Annotated in this window: 19 protein-coding genes and 1 tRNA gene; 16 read left to right on the forward strand and 4 right to left on the reverse strand. The window is 75.8% G+C overall.

Annotated features, from left to right (window positions below):
* Positions 1 to 185: 185 nt before the first annotated feature.
* The 4 genes from obgE to ACRYRX_RS13460 are packed head-to-tail and all read left to right on the forward strand — an operon-like array spanning position 186 to position 4,608.
* A complete protein-coding gene (gene obgE, locus ACRYRX_RS13445) occupies positions 186 to 1,700 on the forward strand; it encodes a GTPase ObgE (protein WP_432512523.1) in 1,515 nt (504 codons plus the stop codon).
* The gene (gene proB, locus ACRYRX_RS13450; protein WP_432512524.1) at positions 1,697 to 2,842 is read left to right on the forward strand and encodes a glutamate 5-kinase; all 1,146 of its coding nucleotides are present in this window, start codon (positions 1,697 to 1,699) and stop codon (positions 2,840 to 2,842) included. Before obgE ends, proB begins: the two co-directional genes overlap by 4 nt.
* A 36-nt stretch (positions 2,843 to 2,878) precedes the next feature.
* Positions 2,879 to 3,265, forward strand: coding sequence for a hypothetical protein (locus ACRYRX_RS13455; protein WP_432512526.1), 387 nt, complete (start codon positions 2,879 to 2,881; stop codon positions 3,263 to 3,265).
* A gap of 53 nt (positions 3,266 to 3,318) precedes the next feature.
* Positions 3,319 to 4,608 (forward strand): glutamate-5-semialdehyde dehydrogenase, encoded by a 1,290-nt coding sequence (locus ACRYRX_RS13460; protein ID WP_432512528.1) that lies wholly within the window; start codon positions 3,319 to 3,321, stop codon positions 4,606 to 4,608.
* Here ACRYRX_RS13460 and ACRYRX_RS13465 read toward each other — a convergent pair.
* Positions 4,593 to 5,558, reverse strand: coding sequence for a glycosyltransferase family 2 protein (locus ACRYRX_RS13465; protein ID WP_432512530.1), 966 nt, complete (start codon positions 5,556 to 5,558; stop codon positions 4,593 to 4,595). The genes ACRYRX_RS13460 and ACRYRX_RS13465 overlap by 16 nt on opposite strands.
* Positions 5,559 to 5,646: 88 nt before the next feature.
* Between ACRYRX_RS13465 and ACRYRX_RS13470 the strand changes: the two genes are divergently transcribed.
* From ACRYRX_RS13470 to ACRYRX_RS13490, 5 genes are all read left to right on the forward strand, one after another.
* Positions 5,647 to 5,805, forward strand: coding sequence for a hypothetical protein (locus tag ACRYRX_RS13470; protein ID WP_432512531.1), 159 nt, complete (start codon positions 5,647 to 5,649; stop codon positions 5,803 to 5,805).
* Between the two features lie 38 nt (positions 5,806 to 5,843).
* Entirely contained in the window at positions 5,844 to 6,449 is a 606-nt protein-coding gene (nadD, locus tag ACRYRX_RS13475) for a nicotinate-nucleotide adenylyltransferase (protein ID WP_432512532.1), read from the forward strand.
* A 30-nt stretch (positions 6,450 to 6,479) separates the two neighbouring features.
* Positions 6,480 to 6,860: a ribosome silencing factor gene (rsfS, locus tag ACRYRX_RS13480; RefSeq protein WP_432512533.1), complete on the forward strand. Its 381-nt coding sequence runs from the start codon at positions 6,480 to 6,482 to the stop codon at positions 6,858 to 6,860.
* The gene (locus ACRYRX_RS13485; RefSeq protein ID WP_432512535.1) at positions 6,857 to 7,486 is read left to right on the forward strand and encodes a histidine phosphatase family protein; all 630 of its coding nucleotides are present in this window, start codon (positions 6,857 to 6,859) and stop codon (positions 7,484 to 7,486) included. Before rsfS ends, ACRYRX_RS13485 begins: the two co-directional genes overlap by 4 nt.
* 84 nt (positions 7,487 to 7,570) lie before the next feature.
* Positions 7,571 to 7,643: transfer RNA gene (locus tag ACRYRX_RS13490), tRNA-Ala, on the forward strand.
* Between the two features lie 64 nt (positions 7,644 to 7,707).
* On the opposite strand, the gene ACRYRX_RS13495 is transcribed toward ACRYRX_RS13490, so the two are convergent.
* Both ACRYRX_RS13495 and ACRYRX_RS13500 read right to left on the reverse strand, forming a co-directional pair.
* Entirely contained in the window at positions 7,708 to 8,499 is a 792-nt protein-coding gene (locus tag ACRYRX_RS13495; protein WP_432512537.1) for a serine hydrolase, read from the reverse strand.
* 61 nt (positions 8,500 to 8,560) lie between these two features.
* Positions 8,561 to 9,586 (reverse strand): LLM class flavin-dependent oxidoreductase, encoded by a 1,026-nt coding sequence (locus ACRYRX_RS13500; RefSeq protein WP_432512538.1) that lies wholly within the window; start codon positions 9,584 to 9,586, stop codon positions 8,561 to 8,563.
* A 47-nt stretch (positions 9,587 to 9,633) separates the two neighbouring features.
* On the opposite strand from ACRYRX_RS13500, the gene ACRYRX_RS13505 reads away from it, so the two are divergent.
* From ACRYRX_RS13505 to ACRYRX_RS13520, 4 genes are all read left to right on the forward strand, one after another.
* Entirely contained in the window at positions 9,634 to 10,449 is an 816-nt protein-coding gene (locus ACRYRX_RS13505) for a shikimate 5-dehydrogenase (RefSeq protein ID WP_432512539.1), read from the forward strand.
* Positions 10,450 to 10,549: 100 nt separating this feature from the next.
* The gene (locus ACRYRX_RS13510; RefSeq protein WP_432512540.1) at positions 10,550 to 11,419 is read left to right on the forward strand and encodes a diguanylate cyclase domain-containing protein; all 870 of its coding nucleotides are present in this window, start codon (positions 10,550 to 10,552) and stop codon (positions 11,417 to 11,419) included.
* A 154-nt stretch (positions 11,420 to 11,573) separates the two neighbouring features.
* Positions 11,574 to 14,093, forward strand: coding sequence for a leucine--tRNA ligase (leuS, locus tag ACRYRX_RS13515; protein WP_432512542.1), 2,520 nt, complete (start codon positions 11,574 to 11,576; stop codon positions 14,091 to 14,093).
* Positions 14,094 to 14,098: 5 nt separating this feature from the next.
* Positions 14,099 to 14,632 carry a GNAT family N-acetyltransferase gene (locus ACRYRX_RS13520; RefSeq protein WP_432512544.1) on the forward strand — a complete coding sequence of 178 codons (534 nt, stop codon included), beginning with the start codon at positions 14,099 to 14,101 and terminating at the stop codon, positions 14,630 to 14,632.
* Positions 14,633 to 14,706: 74 nt separating this feature from the next.
* Here the strand turns inward: ACRYRX_RS13520 and ACRYRX_RS13525 are convergent, their stop codons facing one another.
* Positions 14,707 to 16,968 (reverse strand): glycoside hydrolase family 3 C-terminal domain-containing protein, encoded by a 2,262-nt coding sequence (locus ACRYRX_RS13525; RefSeq protein ID WP_432512545.1) that lies wholly within the window; start codon positions 16,966 to 16,968, stop codon positions 14,707 to 14,709.
* Between the two features lie 46 nt (positions 16,969 to 17,014).
* Between ACRYRX_RS13525 and ACRYRX_RS13530 the strand changes: the two genes are divergently transcribed.
* The 3 genes from ACRYRX_RS13530 to ACRYRX_RS13540 all read left to right on the forward strand — a co-directional run bounded on the left by ACRYRX_RS13530 (position 17,015) and on the right by ACRYRX_RS13540 (position 21,039).
* Positions 17,015 to 17,611, forward strand: coding sequence for a TetR/AcrR family transcriptional regulator (locus tag ACRYRX_RS13530; protein ID WP_432512547.1), 597 nt, complete (start codon positions 17,015 to 17,017; stop codon positions 17,609 to 17,611).
* A 117-nt stretch (positions 17,612 to 17,728) separates the two neighbouring features.
* The gene (locus tag ACRYRX_RS13535) at positions 17,729 to 18,598 is read left to right on the forward strand and encodes a ComEA family DNA-binding protein (RefSeq protein WP_432512549.1); all 870 of its coding nucleotides are present in this window, start codon (positions 17,729 to 17,731) and stop codon (positions 18,596 to 18,598) included.
* Entirely contained in the window at positions 18,595 to 21,039 is a 2,445-nt protein-coding gene (locus ACRYRX_RS13540; protein WP_432512551.1) for a ComEC/Rec2 family competence protein, read from the forward strand. Before ACRYRX_RS13535 ends, ACRYRX_RS13540 begins: the two co-directional genes overlap by 4 nt.
* The last annotated feature ends 2 nt before the right edge of the window (positions 21,040 to 21,041 follow it).

The following is a 21,041-nucleotide window of genomic DNA, read 5'->3' on the forward strand; positions in this document are numbered from 1 at the left end:
CCCGTGTTGGGCGAATGGTCGTCAACATGGACGGAGGCGTGTGAGGACGCACCAGTCTTGAACACGCGGGGGGGACGGTATCAGATCCGGTCCGCCCCTCGTCCGTTCCACCCCTCGTCCTGCCCCGCAATCGGTGATCTTGCTGGGTTCCACCCGCTCGATCACCGCGAGGAGTCCTGAGAGAGATGTCGACCCACTTCGTCGACCGTGTCGTCCTGCACGCGTCCGGCGGTGACGGCGGCAACGGCTGCGCCTCGGTGCACCGCGAGAAGTTCAAACCCCTCGGCGGGCCCGACGGCGGCAACGGCGGCCGCGGCGGTGACGTGATCCTCGAGGTCGACCCGCAGGTCACCACGCTGCTCGACCTGCACCGCCGCCCGCACCGCAGCGCCCCCGGCGGCACGTTCGGGATGGGCGGGCACCGCAACGGCGCCGAGGGTTCCGACCTCGTCATCGGGGTCCCCGAGGGCACGATCGTGCGGTCCCCGAAGGGCGACCTGCTGGCCGACATGGTCGGGGCCGGGACGCGGTACGTGGTCGCCCCCGGGGGCCGCGGCGGGCTGGGGAACGCCGCGCTGGCCACCACCAAGCGCAAGGCCCCCGGGTTCGCGCTGCTCGGTGAGCCCGGCGAGGTCGTCGACGTCGTGCTCGAGCTGAAGACCCTCGCCGACGTCGCGCTGGTGGGTTTCCCCAGCGCCGGCAAGTCCAGCCTGGTCGCCGCGCTGTCCGCGGCCCGGCCGAAGATCGCCGACTACCCCTTCACCACGCTGGTGCCGAACCTCGGGGTCGTGGAGGCGGGCTCGACCCGCTTCACCGTCGCCGACGTGCCCGGGCTCATCCCCGGCGCCAGCGAGGGCCGCGGCCTCGGGCTGGACTTCCTGCGGCACGTCGAGCGCTGCGTCGCCCTCGTGCACGTCCTCGACGGCGCGACCCTGGAGTCCGACCGGGACCCGGTCAGCGACCTGGAGGCCATCGAGAAGGAGCTCGCGGCGTACACCGTCGACGACGGGACCGTCCCGCTGCAGGACCGCCCGCGCATCGTCGTCATCAACAAGGCCGACGTGCCCGACGCGCAGGACATGGCCGACATCGTCCGCGCGGACCTGGAGGAGCGCGGCGCGCCCGTGTTCGTGGTCTCGGCCGTGGCGCGCACGGGGTTGCGCGAGCTGTCCTTCGCGATGGCCGAGCTGGTCGAGGCCGCGCGCGCCGCGGCCCCCGAGGCCGTCCCCACGCGCATCGTGCTGAACCCGCCCGCCGTCGACGAGTCGGGTTTCCGCGTCACGCGCGAGGAGTACGGCGACGGCCAGGTGCGGTTCCGGGTGCGCGGCGAGAAGCCCCGCCGCTGGGTGCGCCAGACGGACTTCACCAACGACGAGGCCGTCGGGTACCTCGCCGACCGGCTCGCCCGGCTCGGTGTCGAGGACGAGCTGTTCAAGGCCGGGGCCACCCCGGGTGCGGAGGTCGTCATCGGCGACGACGCGAACGCCGTCGTCTTCGACTGGGAGCCGACCATGGTCGCCGGGGCCGAGGTCCTGGGCCAGCGCGGGTCGGACCTGCGCCTGGAGGACCACTCCCGGCCCACCCGCGAGACCAAGCGCCTGCAGGAGCGCGAGCGCCGGGCGGCCAAGGCCGCCGCGCGCGGGGAGCTGGAGGCCGAGCGCCTGGCCGGGCACTGGACCGCGGACGACGAGAGCGAATGACCGGGACGTCCACCGTCGCGCGGCGCGAGGACCTCGCCGGGGCGCGCCGCGTCGTCGTCAAGGTCGGGTCGTCGTCGCTGACCACCGCGGCGGGCGGGCTGGACGCCGCGCGCCTGGACGCGCTGGTGGACGTCCTGGCCCGTCGCCGCAGCGGCGGCGGGGACGTCGTCCTCGTCTCCTCCGGGGCCATCGCGGCCGGGCTGGCGCCGCTGGGCCTGCCCAAGCGCCCCCGCGACCTGGCCAGCCAGCAGGCCGCCGCCAGCGTGGGGCAGGGGTTGCTGCTGGCCGAGTACGCGCGCGCGTTCGCGCACGCCGGGCTGACGGTGGGGCAGGTGCTGCTGACGGCCGAGGACGTCGTGCGGCGCACCCACTACGGCAACGCCCAGCGGACGCTGCAGCGGCTGCTGAGCCTGGGGGTCGTGCCGGTCGTCAACGAGAACGACACCGTGGCGACCCACGAGATCCGCTTCGGGGACAACGACCGGCTGGCCGCGCTGGTGGCGCACCTGGTGCGGGCCGACGCTCTCGTGCTGCTGTCCGACGTCGACGCGCTGCACACCGCACCGCCCTCGACGCCGGGGGCGCGGCGGATCGCGTCGGTGCGCGGCCCGGAGGACCTGGCGGGGGTGACCGTCGGCTCGGCGGGCTCGGCCGTGGGCACCGGGGGGATGACGACGAAGATCGAGGCCGCGGGCATCGCGGTCGCGGCCGGGGTGCCGACGCTGGTGACCTCGGCGGCGCGGGCGGCCGAGGCCCTGGACGGCAGGGACGTCGGGACGTGGTTCTCCGTCCCGGCCTCCCGGCGGGCCCGGCGCAGCACGCGCCAGCTCTGGCTCGCGCACGCGGCGGCCCCGGCCGGCCGGCTCGTGCTGGACGAGGGGGCGGTGCGTGCCGTCCGCACGAACCGGTCGTCTCTGCTGCCGGCGGGGGTCGTCGGTCTCGCGGGCCGCTTCCGCGCCGGGGACCCGGTCGACCTGGTCGACGGAAACGGCCACGCGTGGGCGCGCGGGCTGGTGAACTACTCCTCGGAGGAGCTGCCGGAGATGCTCGGCCGGTCGACCCGGGAGCTGGCCCGGCAGTGGGGTCCGGCGTACGAGCGCGAGGTCGTCCACCGCGACCACCTGGTCCTCCTCGGCCGGTGAGGCACCGGTGCTGCGTCCACGAGCGGAGGGGCCGGCGTGAGTCGTGACTCGTCGTCGTTGTGGTCGGTGACCTTGACGGTCGCCGGGCCGGAGTGCGAGGTGAGCGAGGTGCGGGCCGCCCTGGACCGGCTGCTGACCGAGCGGCCGTTCCTGTCCAGCGTCCGCTACAGCTCGACGCGGGCCGAGCTGCGGTACTGGGACGAGGCGCGCGACGTGGACGACGCGGCCGCGATGGCCCTGCGGTTGTGGCCCGAGCACCGCAGCAGCGCCCGGTTGCCGGACTGGTCGGTCGCGGGGGTCGAGGTCGTCGACCGCGAGACGGTCGAGCACCGGGTGGAGGCGCGGGCCGGCGCGGCGCACCGGCGTCCGGGCGCGCGCCGGGCGCGGACGCTGGACCTCATCGGGGACATCGCCCCCTGGTGAGGTGGTCCCCCCGGATCGTTCAACGATCCGGGGACCGGGCGTAGGCTGGCCCCATGACCACCGCCGCGAGCACCGACACCCTCGCCGAGGCCGTCCTGGCCACCTGCCGCCGCGCGAAGGTGGCCTCGCGACCGCTGCGGGTCGCGACCCGGGCCACCAAGGACGCCGCGCTGCACGCCGTCGCCGACGCCCTCGAGTCCGCGACCGACCGGATCGTCGCCGCCAACGCCGAGGACCTCGCCCGCGGCCGGGCCGACGGGACCAGCGAGCACCTGCTGGACCGCCTGGCGCTGGACCCGGCCCGCATCGCCGCCATCGCCGGCGCCGTCCGCGAGGTCGCGGCCCTGCCCGACCCCGTCGGGGAGGTCGTGCGCGGCTCCACGCTGCCCAACGGGCTGCGGCTGCGGCAGTTGCGGGTGCCCATGGGCATGCTGGGCGTCGTCTACGAGGCCCGGCCGAACGTGACCGTCGACGTGGCGGTCCTGGCCCTCAAGAGCGGCAACGCGGTCGTGCTGCGCGGCGGGTCGGCCGCGCAGAGCAGCAACACGGTCCTCGTCGAGGTGATCCGCGGGGCGCTGGAGTCCGCGGGGCTGCCGGCGGACGCGGTCACCAGCATCGACGAGCACGGCCGCGACGGCGTGGGCGTCCTGCTGCGCGCCCGCGGCCTGGTCGACCTGCTGGTGCCGCGCGGCGGCGCGGACCTCATCCAGCGCGTGGTGCGCGAGGCCACCGTCCCCGTCATCGAGACCGGGGTGGGGAACTGCCACGTCTACGTCGACGCCTCCGCCGACCTCGCCCAGGCGGTCGAGGTCGTCCTGAACGCCAAGACGTCGCGGCCGAGCGTGTGCAACGCGGCCGAGACGGTGCTGGTCCACTCCGCGCTGGCCGCCGACTTCCTGCCCACCCTGCTGGGCGCGCTGCACGGTGCGGGCGTCGTCCTGCACGCCGACGAGCGGTCGCTGCGGGCGGCGCGGGCGGCCGGGCTGCCCGCCGAGCCGGTCACGGACGCGGACTGGGCCGCGGAGTTCCACGGCCTGGAGATCGCGGTCGGCGTCGTCGACTCGGTCCAGGACGCGGTCGAGCACATCTCCCGCTGGTCCTCGGCCCACACCGAGGCCGTCCTGGCGACCGACGTGCGGGTCACCGACTACTTCTGCGCGGCGGTGGACTCCGCGGTCGTGGCGGTCAACGCCTCGACCCGCTTCACCGACGGCGGGGAGTTCGGCCTGGGCGCCGAGGTCGGCATCTCCACGCAGAAGCTGCACGCGCGCGGGCCGATGGGCCTGGGCGAGCTGACGACGACGACCTGGCAGGTCCTCGGCGACGGTCACGTCCGGGTCTGACCCCGGTCCTCCAGCGAGTCGCTGGCGACGAGGTACGTCGGCCGGTTCTGCGCCTGCACGTAGAGCCGGCCGACGTACTCCCCGAGGACGCCCAGGCACAGCAGCTGCAGCGTCCCGACGCCGGCCACGACGGCCAGCGTCGAGGTCCAGCCCGGCACGGTCCGGCCGACGGCGAAGGAGACGAGCGCGTACAGCAGCAGCAGGGACGTCAGGACGGCCCCGCCGAGGCCGAAGAACGAGGCCAGCCGCAGCGGGGCGGTGGAGGAGCCGGTGATGGCGTCCAGGGACAGCCGCACCATCCGGGTCAGCGGGTACTTGGTGCGTCCCGCGCCGCGCGCCTGCCGGGCGTAGCCGACGGTCGTGGAGTCGAAGCCGAGGTCGGGGATCACCAGCCGCAGCACCCGGTGGGCCTCGGGCAGCTGCAGCACGGTGTCCACCACGACGCGGCTGGTGTACCGGAAGTCCCCGGCCTGCTCCGGGGCCCGGCCGCCGAGCCGGCTGACCAGCCGGTAGAAGCCGGCGGCCGTGAGGCGCTTGAGGCGGGAGTCGACCGAGCGGTCCTCCCGCACGGCGTAGACGACGTCGTGCCCGCGCCCGGCGGCGAGCAGGGCGGGCAGGACCTCCGGGGGGTCCTGCAGGTCGGCGTCCATGGTCACGACCGCCTCCCGGGCCCGGGCGCGGGCCAGCCCGGCCGACAGCGCGGCCTGGTGGCCGGAGTTCGCGCGCAGCCGCACCACCCGCAGCTGCGGCCACTCCCGCCGCAGCCGGGTGAGCACGACGGGGGTGGCGTCGGAGCTGCCGTCGTCGACGACGAGGACCTCGTACCCGCCGAGCCCGGCGGCGTCCAGGCCGTCCAGCACCGGCCGCAGGCGGCGGGTGAACTCGGGCAGGACCTCGGCCTCGTCGTAGGCGGGGACGACCACCGAGAGGGCGGGCTCGGGCGCGGACACGCGTCGATCCTGCCGCACGGGCGCCGGGCGGGGCGTGCGAGACTGGCGTGCACGTCTGACCCGTCGTCACCCCGCAGGAGGACCCACCATGCTGCACGCGCTGGTCGCCGAGGCCGCTCAGCAGACCGAGGAGACGCACGGCGCCGGTCTGCCCTCGCCGTACGTGTTCGGGATCGTCGCGCTGTGCGTCCTGGCGATGATGCTCATCTGCACCATGGCCTTCCGCAGCGTCGGGACCCGTCACTGACCTCGCAGCCGGACGGCCGCCGCCCGCGCCTGGGCGTGATGGGCGGCACGTTCGACCCGATCCACCACGGGCACCTGGTGGCGGCCAGCGAGGTCGCCGCCCGCTTCGAGCTGGACGAGGTGGTGTTCGTCCCGACCGGCCGCCCGTGGCAGAAGTCCCGCGGGGACATCGCCCCGGCCGAGCACCGCTACCTCATGACCGTCATCGCGACGGCGTCCAACCCGCGGTTCACGGTGTCCCGGGTGGACATCGACCGCGGCGGGTTCACGTACACGATCGACACCCTGCGCGAGCTGCGCGAGCTGCGGCCCGAGGCGGACCTGTTCTTCATCACCGGGGCCGACGCGCTGGCGCAGATCCTGCAGTGGAAGGACGTCGCCGAGCTGTGGTCGCTGGCCCACTTCGTGGGCGTCAGCCGGCCCGGGCACGCCCTGACCGACGACGGTCTGCCCCTGGACGGCGTCAGCCTCATGGAGGTGCCGGCGCTGTCGATCTCCTCGACGGACTGCCGCGACCGCGTCGCCGAGGGGCTGCCGGTCTGGTACCTGGTGCCGGACGGGGTCGTCCAGCACATCTCCAAGCACCGGCTCTACGCGCGCGTGGACGAGGCCGTCCCGGCCGCCGTGGGAGAATCGACGGGCTGAACCGTCCCGAACACCCCCGCTAGGAGTCTCGTGCCCGCTTCCGACCGTTCTCTCGAGCTGGTGTCCGCTGCCGCGGCAGCGGCCTCCGACAAGCTCGCGACCGACGTGATCGCGCTGGACGTCTCCGACCAGCTGTTCATCACCGACGCCTTCCTGCTGGCCTCGGCCCCCAACGAGCGCCAGGTGCGCGCGATCGCCGAGGCGATCGAGGAGGCCCTGCTGCCGCGGGGCGCCAAGCCCGTCCGCCGCGAGGGCGAGCGCGAGGGCCGCTGGGTCCTGCTCGACTTCGTCGACGTCGTCGTGCACGTCCAGCACACCGAGGAGCGCGAGTACTACGCGCTCGAGCGGTTGTGGAAGGACTGCCCGCTCATCGAGCTGCCCGAGCACGCTGTGAGCGACCAGCAGGCGTGAGCGCCCGGCGCGTCGTCCTGTGGCGGCACGGCCGGACGACGTTCAACGCGCAGGGCCGGATGCAGGGCCAGCTCGACGTCCCGCTCGACGACGTCGGCCGCGCGCAGGCCGCGGCGGCCGCCGCGCACCTCGCGGACCTCGGGGTGGACGCGGTGGTCGCCTCGGACCTGGCGCGGGCCGTGGACACGGCGCGCGCGTTCACCGCGCTGACCGGGCAGGACGTGCGGACCGACCCGGCCCTGCGCGAGGTGTTCGCCGGGGCGTGGCAGGGGCTGCTGAGCACCGAGATCGCCCAGCGGTGGCCGTCCGAGCACGCCGCGTGGCGCGGCGGCGACGACGTCCGCCCGGGCGAGACCGGGGAGACCCGCGCCGAGCTCGGTGAGCGGGTGGCCGCCGCCGTGGCCCGGCACGCCGGCCCGGTGGAGGGGACGCTGCTCGTGGTCGGCCACGGCGCGGCGCTCAAGGCCGGGCTGGTGCGGCTCGTGGGGCTGCCCGTCCAGGCCGCGGGGGCGCTCGCCGGCTTCCGCAACGGCCACTGGGCGGTGCTGGCCGCGCGGGGGCCCGGGTGGGCGCTGGAGGAGTACAACGCGGGCCCGGCCGGGGCCTCGGTGGGCGCCGAGGGCTGAGGGTGGTCACGACCACCCCCCGGGATGGGGTAATGTTCTCTTCGTCGCCGGGGGGAAACGCCGGGTGACGGGCAAGAGAAGCACGGGGCTGTGGCGCAGCTGGTAGCGCACCTCCATGGCATGGAGGGGGTCAGGGGTTCGAATCCCCTCAGCTCCACCCCAAGAAGGGCCCGGACGAGAGTCCGGGCCCTTCGTCGTCCCCGGGAGCCCCAGGGCCCGGGTCACCAGGTCGCGTCGAGCTCGGTGAGCAGCGCGCTCACCACACCGGTCACGGCCGACCGGGAGCCGACCACCCCGGGCTGACCGGCCCGGACCGTCGCGGCGGCCAGGACGACGCGCCGCCCGCGCCGGGCGGTGCCCACCAGGACGGCGGTGCCGTAGCGGCCGGTGGAGGACGCGTGCGTCAGCGACCACCCGCCGGGCAGGGCGGTCGTCGGGAACAGGGCCAGCAGGGCCGCGCGGTCCACCGGCGGCAGCGCGGCCCCCAGCACGAGCCGCCCGTGGGTGCGCGCGAGCTCGGCGGTCGTGGTCGTGTCCCGGGGGTCCCACGGCGCGGCCGTGCAGGACTGCGGTGCGCTGCGGTCCAGGCGGGTGCGCCGGTCGCCGAGGCGGCGGCAGAAGCCCGTCACGGCCGCGGCGCCCCCGCCGCGGCGCAGCAGCAGGTTCGTCGCGGTGGCGTCGCCGCGCCGCAGGGCGGCGTCCCCGAGCCGCCCGACGGGCAGTCCCGTCCCCACGTGCCACCCGCAGACGGGGGAGGCGCCGACGACGTCGCCGGGGCCGTAGCGGACCTCCTCGGCCAGCGCGGCGCGGCCGCGCTCGTGCAGCAGCAGCCCGAGCGCCGGGCCGGCCGACAGGGTCAGGACCGGCCGGGTCTCCTCGGACCGGTGGCGGGCGCACCGGCCGGTGAACAGGTCCTGGGCCCAGAACGTCACCTCGTCGGGGGCCGGGTCCAGGGCGGCCAGGAGCCCGGTGCCGACCCCGGCCGCCACGACCGCGCGCCGCGAGACGTCCACGTCGAGCCTCCTCCCGCCCGCCGGCTCCAGGGTGCGCCGGGGGCGGGGTCGGGCGCCAGGGTCAGGTGGCCGGGCGCCACCCGAGCGCCGGGGCGACGTGCTCGACGATCGAGCTCATGAGGTGGGTGTTGTAGTCCACCCCGAGGGCGTTCGGGATCGTCACCAGCAGGGTGTCGGCCTCGCGGACCGCGGCGTCCTTCGCGAGGTCCTCGGCGACCTGGTCGGGATCGCCCGCGTAGGTCTTCCCGAACCGGGCCAGTCCGGGTTCGCCGAGGGAACCGACCTGGTCGGTCGAGCCCCGGTCGCGGCCGAAGTAGGCCTCGTCGAGGTCGTCGACGATCGGCATGACGCTGCGGGACACCGAGACCCGCGGTTCGCGCTGCCAGCCGGACTCCTTCCAGACCTGCCGGTACAGCGCGATCTGCTCGGCCTGCAGCTCGTCGAACGGCACGCCGGTGTCCTCGGTCAGCAGGGTCGAGCTCATGAGGTTCATGCCCTGCTGCGCGGTCCACTTCGCGGTCTCGCGGGTGCCCGAGCCCCACCAGATCCGGTCGGACAGGCCGGGGGACTGGGGCAGGATCGGCAGGTTGACGCTGCGGCCGGTCATCCGCGGGTTCGACTCCGCCACGCCCGCGCCGGCGATGGCGCGCCGGAAGACCTCGGTGTGCCGGCGGGCCATGTCGGCCTCGGTCTCACCCTCGGCCGGGACGTACCCGAACGTGGCCGGGCCGTGCAGCGCGGGCTCGGGTGATCCCCGGCTCACGCCGAGCTGGAGGCGGCCGTCGGAGAGCAGGTCCGTCATCGCGGCCTCCTCGGCCATGTACAGCGGGTTCTCGTACCGCATGTCGATGACGCCGGTGCCCAGCTCGATGCGGCTCGTCCGGGCGGCCATCGCGGCCAGGACGGGGAACGGCGCGGCCTGCTGGCGGGCGAAGTGGTGCACCCGCACGTAGGCGCCGTCGAAGCCGAGCTCCTCGGCCGCGACGGCGAGCTCGACGGTCTGGACGAGGGCCTCGCGGGCGGTCCGGGCGGCCGAGCCCGGGACCGGCTGGTAGTGCCCGAAGGACAGGAACCCGATGCGCTTCACATGGTCATTGAACCATCAACAAGTGGGATCTGTTCCAGGATGGGGTCGTGCTGTCCAAAGACACCCAGCTGTGCCTGTCCCTGTCGGGCCGCCCGAGCAACCTCGGCACCCGCTTCCACAACTTCCTCTACGCCGAGCTCGGCCTCGACTTCGTCTACAAGGCCTTCACCACCGACGACCTGCCCGCCGCCATCGGCGGCGTGCGCGCCCTCGGCGTCCGCGGCGCCGGGATCTCCATGCCGTTCAAGGAAGCCGTCATCCCGCTCGTCGACGAGCTGCACCCCTCCGCCGCGGCGATCGACTCCGTCAACACCGTCGTCAACACCGACGGGCACCTCGTCGCCCACAACACCGACTACCTCGCCGTCGCCGCCCTCCTGGCCGAGCACGGCGTCACCCCGCAGGGGACCGCCGCCGTCCTCGGCAGCGGCGGCATGGCCAAGGCGGCGCTCGCGGCCCTGCGCGACAACGGGTTCGAGGACCTGCTCGTGGTCGCCCGCAACGAGGCGACCGGGGCGCCGCTGGCCGCGCGGTACGGCGCCCGGTGGCAGCCGCGGATCGGTGCCGAGCGCCCGCGGCTGCTGCTCAACGCGACGCCGGTGGGGATGGCCGGCGGCCCGGCCGCCGGCGACCTGCCCGTCCCGCGCGAGGTCGTCGAGGCGGCCGGGGCCGTGTTCGAGGTCGTCGCCGTCCCCGAGGTCACGCCGCTGGTCGCGCTGGCCCGCGAGCTGGGCCTGCCGGCCGTCACCGGCACCGAGGTCGCGGCCGTCCAGGCCGCCGAGCAGTTCGTCCTCTACACCGGCGTCCGTCCGAGTGCCGACCAGGTGCGCCGAGCGGGTGAGTTCTCGCGCGGGCAGGGGTGAGCCGGGCCCGGCGGGGGACCGGGCGCGGGAGGATCGGGGCATGCGCCCGTCACCCGTCCCCCGTCTCCAGCCGGCACCCCGCCCTGCCGACGGGCAGGGCGTGACCAGTGCGCCCGGACCCCTGCGGTCCACGGCGGGTCCGCGCCGGAGCGCCGGCGCCCTCGACGGCCGCGCGGCCGCCCTGCTGCTCGTGCCCGTCGCGGGTGCGGTCGCGACCGTCGTCGCGGCCTCGCTCGCCTCGACGACCGTCGCGCTCGTCGTCGCCCTCGTCGCGGTCTCGGTGGTGGCCGCCGTCCTGGCGGTGGCGCTGGTCGTGGCCGTGCGGGCCCACCGCGAGGCCGAGCGGTCCGCGCAGGCCCTGCTGAGCGCGCTGGAGACCGCGCGCGACGAGAGCGTCCACGACGCCGTCACGGGGCTGCTCAACCGCCGCGGGCTGGTGCTCGTGGGCGAGCAGGTCCTGGAGTCGGCGCGCCGGGCCGGGGGCGCCGTCCACGCCTGCCTGGTCGAGGTGACCCCGGGGGTGCAGCTCGGGGGAGCGCCCGCGACGGCCGGGGAGCTGCGCGCCCGGCGCGAGGCCGAGTGGGCGGCGGCCGCCGCGGCGCTGCGCGGGGCCACCCGCACCTCCGACGTCGTCGCCCGGGAGGGCGAGGGCCGGTTCATCGTGCTCGGCCCCGGGGCCGGCCTGCACGCCCAGGAGCTCGAGCGCCGCGTCCGGGTCGGGCTGGCCCAGAGCCGCCTGGCCGGGGGCGACGACCGCGTCACCCGCCTGGGCGTGGAGGCCGGCGCGGCCGTCCTGGCGCCCTGGGACGAGGGCGGGGTCGGCGACCTCCTGGTGCGCGCCGAGCAGGCCCTGTCCCAGCGGCGCGCGCTGCGCCGCAGCGTGCCCCAGCACGGGTGGGGGCGCCGTCGCAACGACCGCAGCGCCCGGCCCGAGCGCCCGAGCGGTCCGGCCTCCGACGTGACCGAGTAGTCTTTCCCGCGTGTCTTCCCGCCGACTTCCCAGCCGGTGCTGAGCTGCTGCGGCCCCGCAGGTGCTCGCACCGCGACCCCTCCCGCGGGAGGGGTCTTCGGCTGTCCAGGCGAGTTCGCAGGTGCGGGACGCACGAGCGCACCGGGAGGACGGGATGACTGACGTGACGACCGATCGGGTCGAGGAGCAGGACGAGCAGCGGTACGACGCGTTCGCCCTGCAGGACAAGTGGCTGCCGGTCTGGGACGAGCTCAAGCCGTTCCGCAGCGGCGAGGCCGGGGACGAGCGCCCCAAGAAGTACGTGCTGGACATGTTCCCGTACCCCTCCGGGGACCTGCACATGGGGCACGCCGAGGCGTACGCCCTGGGCGACGTCATCGCGCGCTACTGGCTGCAGCGCGGTTTCGACGTCATGCACCCCATCGGCTGGGACGCGTTCGGGCTGCCGGCCGAGAACGCCGCCATCAAGCGCGGCCTGGACCCGCGGCAGTGGACGTACGACAACATCGCCCAGCAGCGCGCCTCGATGCGCCGCTACGCGTGCTCGTTCGACTGGGACCGCGTGCTCCACACGTCCGACCCCGAGTACTACAAGTGGAACCAGTGGCTGTTCCTGAAGCTGTACGAGAAGGGCCTGGCCTACCGCAAGGACTCCCTGGTCAACTGGGACCCGGTCGACCAGACGGTGCTGGCCAACGAGCAGGTGCTGCCCGACGGGACGTCGGAACGTTCCGGCGCCAAGGTCGTCAAGAAGAAGCTGACCCAGTGGTACTTCCGCATCACCGAGTACGCCGACCGCCTGCTGGACGACCTGGACGGCCTGGAGGGCAAGTGGCCGGCCAAGGTGATCTCGATGCAGCGCAACTGGATCGGGCGTTCGACCGGCGCTGAGGTCGAGTTCGCGATCGAGGGCCGCGACGAGCCGGTCACCGTGTACACGACGCGCCCGGACACCCTGCACGGGGCGACCTTCATGGTCGTGGCCGCCGACTCCGACCTGGCCGCCGAACTCGTCGAGGGTTCCTCCGGGCAGGTGCGCGAGGCGTTCGAGGCGTACCGCACCCAGGTGCAGGAGACCTCCGAGATCGACCGGCTGTCCTCGGAGCGGGAGAAGACCGGCGTCGACCTGGGCCGGTTCGCGGTCAACCCCGTCAACGGGGAGCGGCTGCCGATCTGGGCCGCCGACTACGTCCTGGCCGACTACGGCACCGGCGCCATCATGGCCGTGCCCGCGCACGACCAGCGCGACCTCGACTTCGCCCGGGCGTTCGGGCTGCCGGTGCGCGCCGTGCTCGACGTCCGCGACGCCGACGGGAACCCGCTGCCCGACCCCGCGCAGTCCGGCGAGGCCACCACGGGCGACGGCGTGCTCGTGAACTCCGGCCCGCTGGACGGGCTGGACAAGGCCGCCGGCATCGCCGCGGCGATCGAGCTGCTGCAGGCGCAGGGCAAGGGCCGGCCGGCGAAGAACTACCGCCTGCGCGACTGGCTGATCTCCCGGCAGCGCTACTGGGGCACCCCGATCCCGATCGTGCACACGCAGACCGGTGAGGTGCCCGTCCCCGAGGACCAGCTGCCCGTCCTGCTGCCGCCGTCCGAGGGCCTGAACCTGACGCCCAAGGGGACCTCGCCGCTGGGTGCGGCGCAGGACTGGGTGAACGTGCCCAGCCCCGTCGACGGCACCCCCGCGCGCCGGGACCCGGACACGATGGACACGTTCGTCGACTCCTCCTGGTACTTCCTGCGCTTCGTCTCCCCGCAGGACGACACGAAGGCGTTCGACACCGACCTCATCGCGCAGTGGGGCCCGGTCGACCAGTACGTCGGCGGGGTGACGCACGCGATCCTGCACCTGCTGTACGCGCGGTTCATCACCAAGGTCCTGCACGACCTGGGGTACCTGACCTTCGACGAGCCCTTCACCCGCCTGCTGAACCAGGGCATGGTGCAGATGGAGGGCTCGGCGATGAGCAAGTCGAAGGGCAACATCGTCCGGCTCTCCGACCAGCTGGAGGAGCACGGCGTCGACGCCATCCGGCTGACCATGGCGTTCGCGGGCCCGCCCGAGGACGACATCGACTGGGCCGACGTCTCCCCGTCGGGTTCGGCGAAGTTCCTGGGCCGGGCGTGGCGGCTGGCCCGCGACGTGAGCTCGCCCGCCGGGGTGGACGTCGCGACCGGCGACCCCGCCCTGCGCCGGGTGACGCACCGGGCGCTGCACGAGATCGCGCAGCACGTCGAGGCGTACCGGTTCAACGTCGCCGTCGCGCGCGTCATGGAACTGGTCAACGCGACCCGCAAGGCCATCGACTCCGGGCCCGGCGCGGCCGACCCCGCGGTGCGCGAGGCCACCGAGGCCGTCGCGATCGTGCTGTCGCTGTTCGCGCCGTACGTGGCCGAGGACATGTGGTCGCTGCTGGGCCACGAGCCCGCCGTCGCGCGCGCCGGCTGGCCGGCGGTCGACGAGTCGCTGCTGGTGCAGGACACCGTGACGTGCGTCGTGCAGGTCAAGGGCAAGGTCCGCGACCGCCTGGAGGTGTCCCCGGACATCTCCCAGGACGCGCTGCGCGAGCTGGCCCTGGCCAGCGAGAAGGTGCAGCAGGCGATCGACGGCCGCGAGCTGCGGACCGTCGTGGTGCGCGCTCCCAAGCTCGTCAACGTCGTCCCGGCCTGAAGCCCGTGACGAGCGCCGCGGAGGGTTTCCGGATCGAGACCCCGCGCCTGCTGCTGCGGCGCTGGACGGCCGGGGACCGGGAACCCTTCGCGGCGCTCAACGCCGACCCGGAGGTGATGCGCCACCTCCCCTCGGTGCTCGACCGGGCCGCCTCCGACGCGTTCGCCGACCGCTGCGACGCCTCCTTCGAGCGGTCCGCGGCGACCGAGGCGGCTCCGTTCGGGCTGGCCGCGGTGGAGCGCCGCGAGGACGGGCGGTTCCTGGGGTTCGCGGGGCTGCACCGGCACCGGTGGTACCCCGACGACGTCGAGCTCGGCTACCGCCTGGCCCGGGACGCCTGGGGCCGCGGGTACGCCACGGAGGCGGGTGCGTCCTGGGTCGCGCACGCCCGCGAGGCCGTGCGGCTGCCGCGGTTGATCACGATCGTGGCGCCCGGCAACGCGGCCAGCCTCGCGGTGGCCGCCAAGCTGGGCTTCCGCGAGGGCTGGCGCGCCGAGCGCGAGGACGCCGAGCACGTGGTCCTCGTCCTGGACCTGTGACCCCCTCCCGCTGAACCCCGCCCGTCGCGGCCGGGCGCGTGCTCGGCCGCGACGGGCGGGCCGCGGGCGGCGGGTCAGGCGCCGGCGTCCGCGTCGGCGAGCAGACCGGGCAGGTCGGACTCCGCGAGCGGGAACCCGGGGAAGCGCGTGAGCCGCAGCAGCGGGATCGCGCGCATCATCTCCCCGTTGTGGGCGTCGAACACCAGGTCGTGCCACGGGGTACCGGCCAGCGCCTGGAGCAGGACGGGGCCCGCGGCCGGGTGCGCCAGCCAGGTCGCCAGGTCGGAGTCGGCCCGCACGGGCGTGCGGACGCCGTCGCCGGGGACCTCGACGGTCGTGGCGAGCCGGATGTCGCGCGAGGATGCCCCGACGCGGATCCCGAACTCGCCGCCCTCGACGACCCACCGCCCGACGCCGGTGTGCCAGAACGAGAACGCGCGCCGGTCCAGGGCGACGACGACCTCCCGGCTCTGCCCGGGGTCCAGGGTGACGCGCGCGAAACCTTTCAGCTCCTGCTCGGGGCGGAACACCGTCGCCTCGACGTCGCTGACGTAGACCTGGACGACCTCGCTGCCGGCGACCGGCCCGGTGTTGGTGACCGTCACGTGGACGTCCAGGCCGTCCGGGCCGGGGACAAGGCGCAGGCCGGAGTAGCCGAACGTCGTGTACGACAGGCCGTGCCCGAAGGCGGCGGCCACGGGCAGCGAGTGCGCGTCGTACCAGCGGTACCCGATGAGCAGCCCCTCGCCGTACCGGACCTGGCCGTTCTCGCCGGGGAAGTTCCCGACGGTCGGGTTGTCGCGGTAGTTCACCGGGACGGTCTCGGCGAGGCGGCCGGAGGGGTTCACGTCACCGGAGAGCAGGTCGGCGATCGCGCTGCCGCCGGCCTGGCCGCCGAGCCAGCCCTCCAGGACGGCCCGCACGCGGTGCTGCCAGGGTTCGAGGTTCACGACGGACCCGTTGCTCAGCACGACGACGACGTTCGGGTTCGCGTCCGCGACCTGCTCCAGCAGCGCCAGCTGGGTGGGCGGCAGGTTCGTGTGCTCGCGGTCGTAGCCCTCGGACTCGTAGGAGGCCGGCAGCCCGAGGAAGAGGACGACGACCTCGGCCGCCGCGGCGGCGGCGACGGCCTCGCGCACCAGGTCCGTGTTCGCGTCCTCGGACTCCGGTGCGTACCCGGCGGCGAAGGTGATCTCGCGGGACCCCTCGAACCGGACCCGCAGGGCGCTCAGGGCGTCGTCGAGCCGGGTCGGGTTGACCTGCGAGGAGCCGGCGCCCTGGTAGCGCGGGGTGCGGGCGAACTCGCCGACGACGGCGACGGTGCCGCCGGTCGCCGCGAGCGGCAGCACGCCGCCGTCGTTCTTCAGCAGGACCGCGCTGCGGGTGGCGGCCTCGCGGGCCAGGGCGTGGTGGGCGTCCACGTCGAACGTCCCCGGGTCGGCCAGGGCGGGCCCCGCCTTCTCGACGAGGTTCAGGACGTTGAGCACGGCGGTGTCGAGCGCCTCGGTGCTCAGCGTCCCGGCGTGCACGGCGTCGAGGATGCGCTGCGCGCCCGCGCCGGACGACGACGGCATCTCCAGGTCCAGCCCGGCGCGGACCCCGTCCTCGCGGACGTTCACCGCGCCCCAGTCGGACACGACGAGGCCGGTGAAGCCCCACTCCTCGCGCAGGACCCGGGTCAGCAGCCAGGGGTCCTCGGAGGCGTAGACGCCGTTGACCCGGTTGTAGGAGCACATGACCGTCCACGGCTGCGCGGCGCGCACGACGCGCTCGAACGCGGTGAGGTAGATCTCGCGCAGGGTGCGTTCGTCGACCTCGGCGGAGATCGTCATCCGCTGGGTCTCCTGGTTGTTGGCGGCGAAGTGCTTCAGCGACGTCCCGACGCCCTGGCTCTGCACGCCCTGCACGAGGGCGGCGGCCAGGTCCCCGGCGAGCACGGGGTCCTCGGAGAAGTACTCGAAGTTCCGCCCGCACAGCGGGGAGCGCTTCATGTTCACGCCCGGGCCGAGCAGGACCGACACCCCCGCCGCGCGGGTCTCGCGGCCCAGGGCCTCGCCGACACGGCGCAGGAGGTCGGTGTCCCAGGACGAGGCCAGGCCCGCGGCCGGCGGGAAGCAGGTCGCGGGGACGCTGGCGTTCAGGCCCAGGTGGTCGCCCTCGCCGTCCTGCTTGCGCAGGCCGTGCGGCCCGTCGGTGACCATCAGCGCCGGGACGCCGAGGCGCTCGACGGGCTGGGTGTGCCAGAAGTCGGACCCGTCGAGCAGCGAGGCCTTCTCCTCGAGGGTCAGCCGGGCGAGCAGGTCGGCCGGGGAGGGCGGGGCGTCGGTGTCGGTCATGGCCGGAGGCTACGCCCGAAAACCAATCAGGTGGTAGGTATTGAGCGTGGCGACCCGTGGCGAGTACGCGAAGGGGCGCGCCCGGCGCGCGCAGATCCTCACCGAGGCCGTCGCGGTGTTCGCCGAGTCCGGGTACCGGGCCGCGTCGCTGCGCGACCTCGCCGCCCGCTGCGGGCTCTCGCACGCCGGACTGCTGCACCACTTCGGCGGCACCGCGGCCGGCGGCAAGGCCGCGCTCCTGCTCGCCGTCCTGGAGCAGCGCGACGAGCAGGACGCGGCCACCGCCGACCTGCGCTCCGGGACCGGCCGGGAACGCCTCGACGCCCTCGTGGAGGTCGTGCGCCGCAACACCGGCCGCCGCGGCATCGTCGAGCTGTTCACCGTCCTGTCCGCCGAGGCCACCGCCGCCGACCACCCCGCGCACGCGTTCTTCGCCGAGCGGTACCGGCGGATCGTCACCGCCGTCGCCGACGCCTTCACCGACTGCGGCCACCCGCGACCGCGGTCCGCGGCCCAGCGCCTGGTCGCGGTCGTGGACGGGCTGCAGGTGCAGTGGCTCACGCACCCCGACGAGGTCGACATGGTCGCCGAGGTGCGCGCCCAGATCGACGCCGAACTGCGGGGGACCGGCAGCGCGGGGTGACGCCGGAGTGAGGTCGGGGTGTCACCGGGGTCCCCACAGGGCCGTCGGCCCGCCCCGCCGTCCACAGGGGGTCGCTCCGGTCCCCGTACCCGGCCCACGGCGACCTAGGTTCCGCGGGTGGCCCCGACCTACCGACCCCGCGACCAGGTCGCGCGCGCCCGGGAACTGGCCGTCCGGCAGTTCCGCGACCTCGACCCGCCGGAGGACGGGATGGACGAGGCCCTGGACGACGAGCTGGACGACGAGCTGGAGGTCCCGCCGCACCGCCCGGTGCCGGAGTGGCGCCGCCGCCTGGCCGACCGCACACCCCCGGCCCTGCGTACCGCCCGCGTCCGCGTCGGCCCCCGCGCCGCGCTCGGCGCCGTCCTCGTGGCGCTCGCCGTGGCGGCGGGGCTGGTCCTGCTGACGGGGCGCGACCGGCCGGGAGACGTTGCGGCGCAGGGGAACCCGCTCCCGGTGCGCAGCGCGACGGCCGAGGCCACCGCCTCCGACCCGGTGCCCGACCCGGCGCCGTCCCCGCGGCCCACGGGGGCGCCGTCCCCGGGGACGGTCGTCGTGCACGTCGCCGGCCGGGTCGTCTCCGGCGGCGTCGTGACGCTGGCGGCCGGCAGCCGCGTCGCCGACGCCCTCGCCGCAGCCGGTGGCGCCGCCGCCGAGGCCGACCTCGACGGCCTGAACCTGGCCCGCGTCCTCGCCGACGGCGAGCAGGTGCTCGTCCCCGGCCCGGGCGATCCCGCCCCCGCCGCGCCCCCGGCGGGCCGGGCCCCGGCTGCGGCCCCGGCTGCGGCCGCAGCGGCGCCGGTGGACCTCAACACCGCGACCGCGGCCGACCTCGACGCCCTCCCCGGCGTCGGGGAGGTCCTGGCCGGCCGCATCGTCGCCTGGCGCACCGAGAACGGGCCGTTCTCCGCCGTCGAGGACCTCGGTGAGGTCCAGGGCATCGGCCCGAAGGTCCTGGAGGGCCTGCGCGACCTGGTGACGGTGTGAGCGACGCCGTCGTCCCTGCTCCGCCCCCCGCCCGCCGGGTCGGCGCACCGCCGGTCCCGCTCGACCTGCGGCTGGTGGCGCTCGCCCTCACCGCCTGGCTCACGGCGTTCACCGCGGTGGCCCGCCCGGACCGGGCGTGGTGGGCCGCGGCGGCCGGCGCCGCCCTGCTCCTGGTGGCGCTGCTGGCCCTGCTGCGCCACCGCCGGGGCGCGCGGGTGGTCCTGGTGGTCACCGGCTGCCTGCTCGTCGTGGTCTCCGTCGCCCTGCAGCACGACCGGGCGAGCGCCGGGGGGCTGACCGGCCTCGCGGACCGCCGGGTGTCGGGGGAGTTCACCGCGCTCGTGCGCTCGGACCCGCACGACCTGCCGCCGCTGCGCGACGGGGCGCCGCCGCGGGTGGTCCTCGACGTGCGGATCACCGCGGCGGAGGTGCGGGGGACCGTCCGCACGGGGGCCACCCCGGCCACCGTGTTCGCCGACGCCCTCGCCGGCGCGGGCGGGTGGCGCGACGTGCGCTGGGGCGACCGCGTCCGGTTCCGGGGGACGCTGGGCCCGGCCGACCCGGGGCGGCGGTCGCTCGTCGTGGTCTCGGCCGGGCCGCTGACCGGGGCCGAGCGCCCCGCCGGCTTCCTGACCGTCGCCGAGACGCTGCGGCACGGCCTGCGGGACGCCGTCGCCGGTCAGCCCGCCGACGCGCGGGGCCTGCTGCCCGGTCTCGTCGTCGGGGACACCTCCGCGCTGCCCGCCGACCTCGAGACGGCCATGCAGGACGTCGGGATGACCCACCTCACGGCCGTCAGCGGGTCCAACACGACGCTCGTCGTGGGGTTCGGCGTGCTCGTCGCGTCGTGGCTGGGGTGCGGGCGGCGGGCGCGGCTGCTGGTCGCCGCCGTCGGCCTGGTCGGTTTCGTCGTGCTCGCCCGCCCCGAGCCGAGCGTCCTGCGGGCCGCGGTCATGGGGGGTGTCGCGATGGCCGGGCTCGCCGCCGGCCGGCCCGCCCGGGGGGTCGGCGTGGTGGCCGCGGCCGCCGTGGTGCTGCTGGTCGCCGACCCGTGGCTGGCGCGGGAGTTCGGGTTCGTGCTCTCGGTGCTGGCCACGAGCGCCCTGGTGCTGCTGGCCCGGCCGTGGGCCGAGCGCCTCACCGCGGCCGGGGTTCCCCGCGTCGTGGCGTACGCGGTCGCGGTACCCGCTGCGGCGCAGGCGGTCTGCGGTCCGGTGGTGGTGCTGCTGAACCCCGCGGTGAACCTCGTGTCGATCCCCGCGAACGTGCTCGTCGCCCCGGCGGTGGCCCCGGCCACGGTGCTCGGCCTGGCCGCGACGCTGCTGGCGCCGCTGTGGCCGGCGGGGGCCGCCGGGCTGGCCTGGCCGGCCGGGCTGTGCGCGTGGTGGATCGGGGCCGTCGCCCGCGCCGCGGCCGGGCTCCCCACGTCGGTCCCCGTCCCGGCCGGTGCGGCCGGTGCCGTCGTGGTGGTGCTGCTGACGCTGCTCGTCGTCGGCGCGGCAGCGGCCGCCCTGCGCTCCCGGGCGCCCGGCGCGCGCCGCCGGCCGCTGGCCCTGGCGGCCGTCCTCGTGCTGAGCGCCGCGCTGCTGGTGCGCTGCGCGCCCCGCTGGGGTGGGCCGGCCGGCCCGTGGCCGCCGCCGGACTGGCTCGTCGTGGGCTGCGACGTGGGTCAGGGCGACGCCGTGGTGCTGCGCTCGGGGCCGTCGTCGGCGGTCCTCGTCGACGCCGGCCCGGACGACGTGCTGGTCGACGGCTGCCTGGACCGGCTGGGTGTGGACCGCCTCGACGCGGTGGTCCTCACCCACTTCCACGCCGACCACGTCGGGGGTCTGGCCGGGGCGCTGGACGGCCGCCCGGTGGGGCGGGTGCTCGTCCCCCCGCTGGCGGTGGAACCGGCCGCCGGGCGGGTCCGGCGGCTGGCGGGCCCGGTGGTGGGGACGAGCGCGGGCGACTCCGGTGCGGCCGGGGAGGTCCGGTGGTCGGTCCTGGGCCCGTCCGCGCAGGTCGCCGACCTCGCCGCCCCGGACTCCGGGCAGGTCAACGACGCGAGCCTGGCGCTGCTGGCCGACGTGCGCGGGGTGCGGGTGCTGCTGACGGGGGACCTCGAGCGCGAGGGGCAGCGGCGGGCGCGGGCGCGGATCCCGCCGGGGACGCTCGTCGACGTCGTGAAGGTCGCCCACCACGGGTCGGCGAACCAGTTCCCCGGCCTGTACCGCGACGTCCGCCCCCGGGTGGCGATCGTGGAGGTGGGTGAGGTCAACGACTACGGCCACCCCGCGGCCCCCACCCTGGAACTGCTGACGGCCGCCGGGGCCCGGGTGCTGCGGACCGACCGCGACGGGGACGTGGCGGTGGCCGGGACCGCGTCGGCCCTGCGGACGCTCGTGCGGGGCTCGGACCCGCGCGAGGCGGAGCGGCGGGCCCGCCACTCCGACGGGTGAGG

It is taken from the genome of Kineococcus lubricus (assembly GCF_050871965.1).
Classification (GTDB): Bacteria; Actinomycetota; Actinomycetes; order Actinomycetales; family Kineococcaceae; genus Kineococcus.

Bases quoted from the DNA above. Each gene is read 5' to 3' on its own strand.
- obgE (WP_432512523.1), top strand. From the start codon at position 186: ATGTCGACCCACTTCGTCGACCGTGTCGTCCTGCACGCGTCCGGCGGT.
- proB (WP_432512524.1), top strand. From the start codon at position 1,697: ATGACCGGGACGTCCACCGTCGCGCGGCGCGAGGACCTCGCCGGGGCG.
- ACRYRX_RS13460 (WP_432512528.1), top strand. From the start codon at position 3,319: ATGACCACCGCCGCGAGCACCGACACCCTCGCCGAGGCCGTCCTGGCC.
- ACRYRX_RS13470 (WP_432512531.1), top strand. From the start codon at position 5,647: ATGCTGCACGCGCTGGTCGCCGAGGCCGCTCAGCAGACCGAGGAGACG.
- nadD (WP_432512532.1), top strand. From the start codon at position 5,844: ATGGGCGGCACGTTCGACCCGATCCACCACGGGCACCTGGTGGCGGCC.
- leuS (WP_432512542.1), top strand. From the start codon at position 11,574: ATGACTGACGTGACGACCGATCGGGTCGAGGAGCAGGACGAGCAGCGG.
- ACRYRX_RS13525 (WP_432512545.1), bottom strand. From the start codon at position 16,968: ATGACCGACACCGACGCCCCGCCCTCCCCGGCCGACCTGCTCGCCCGG.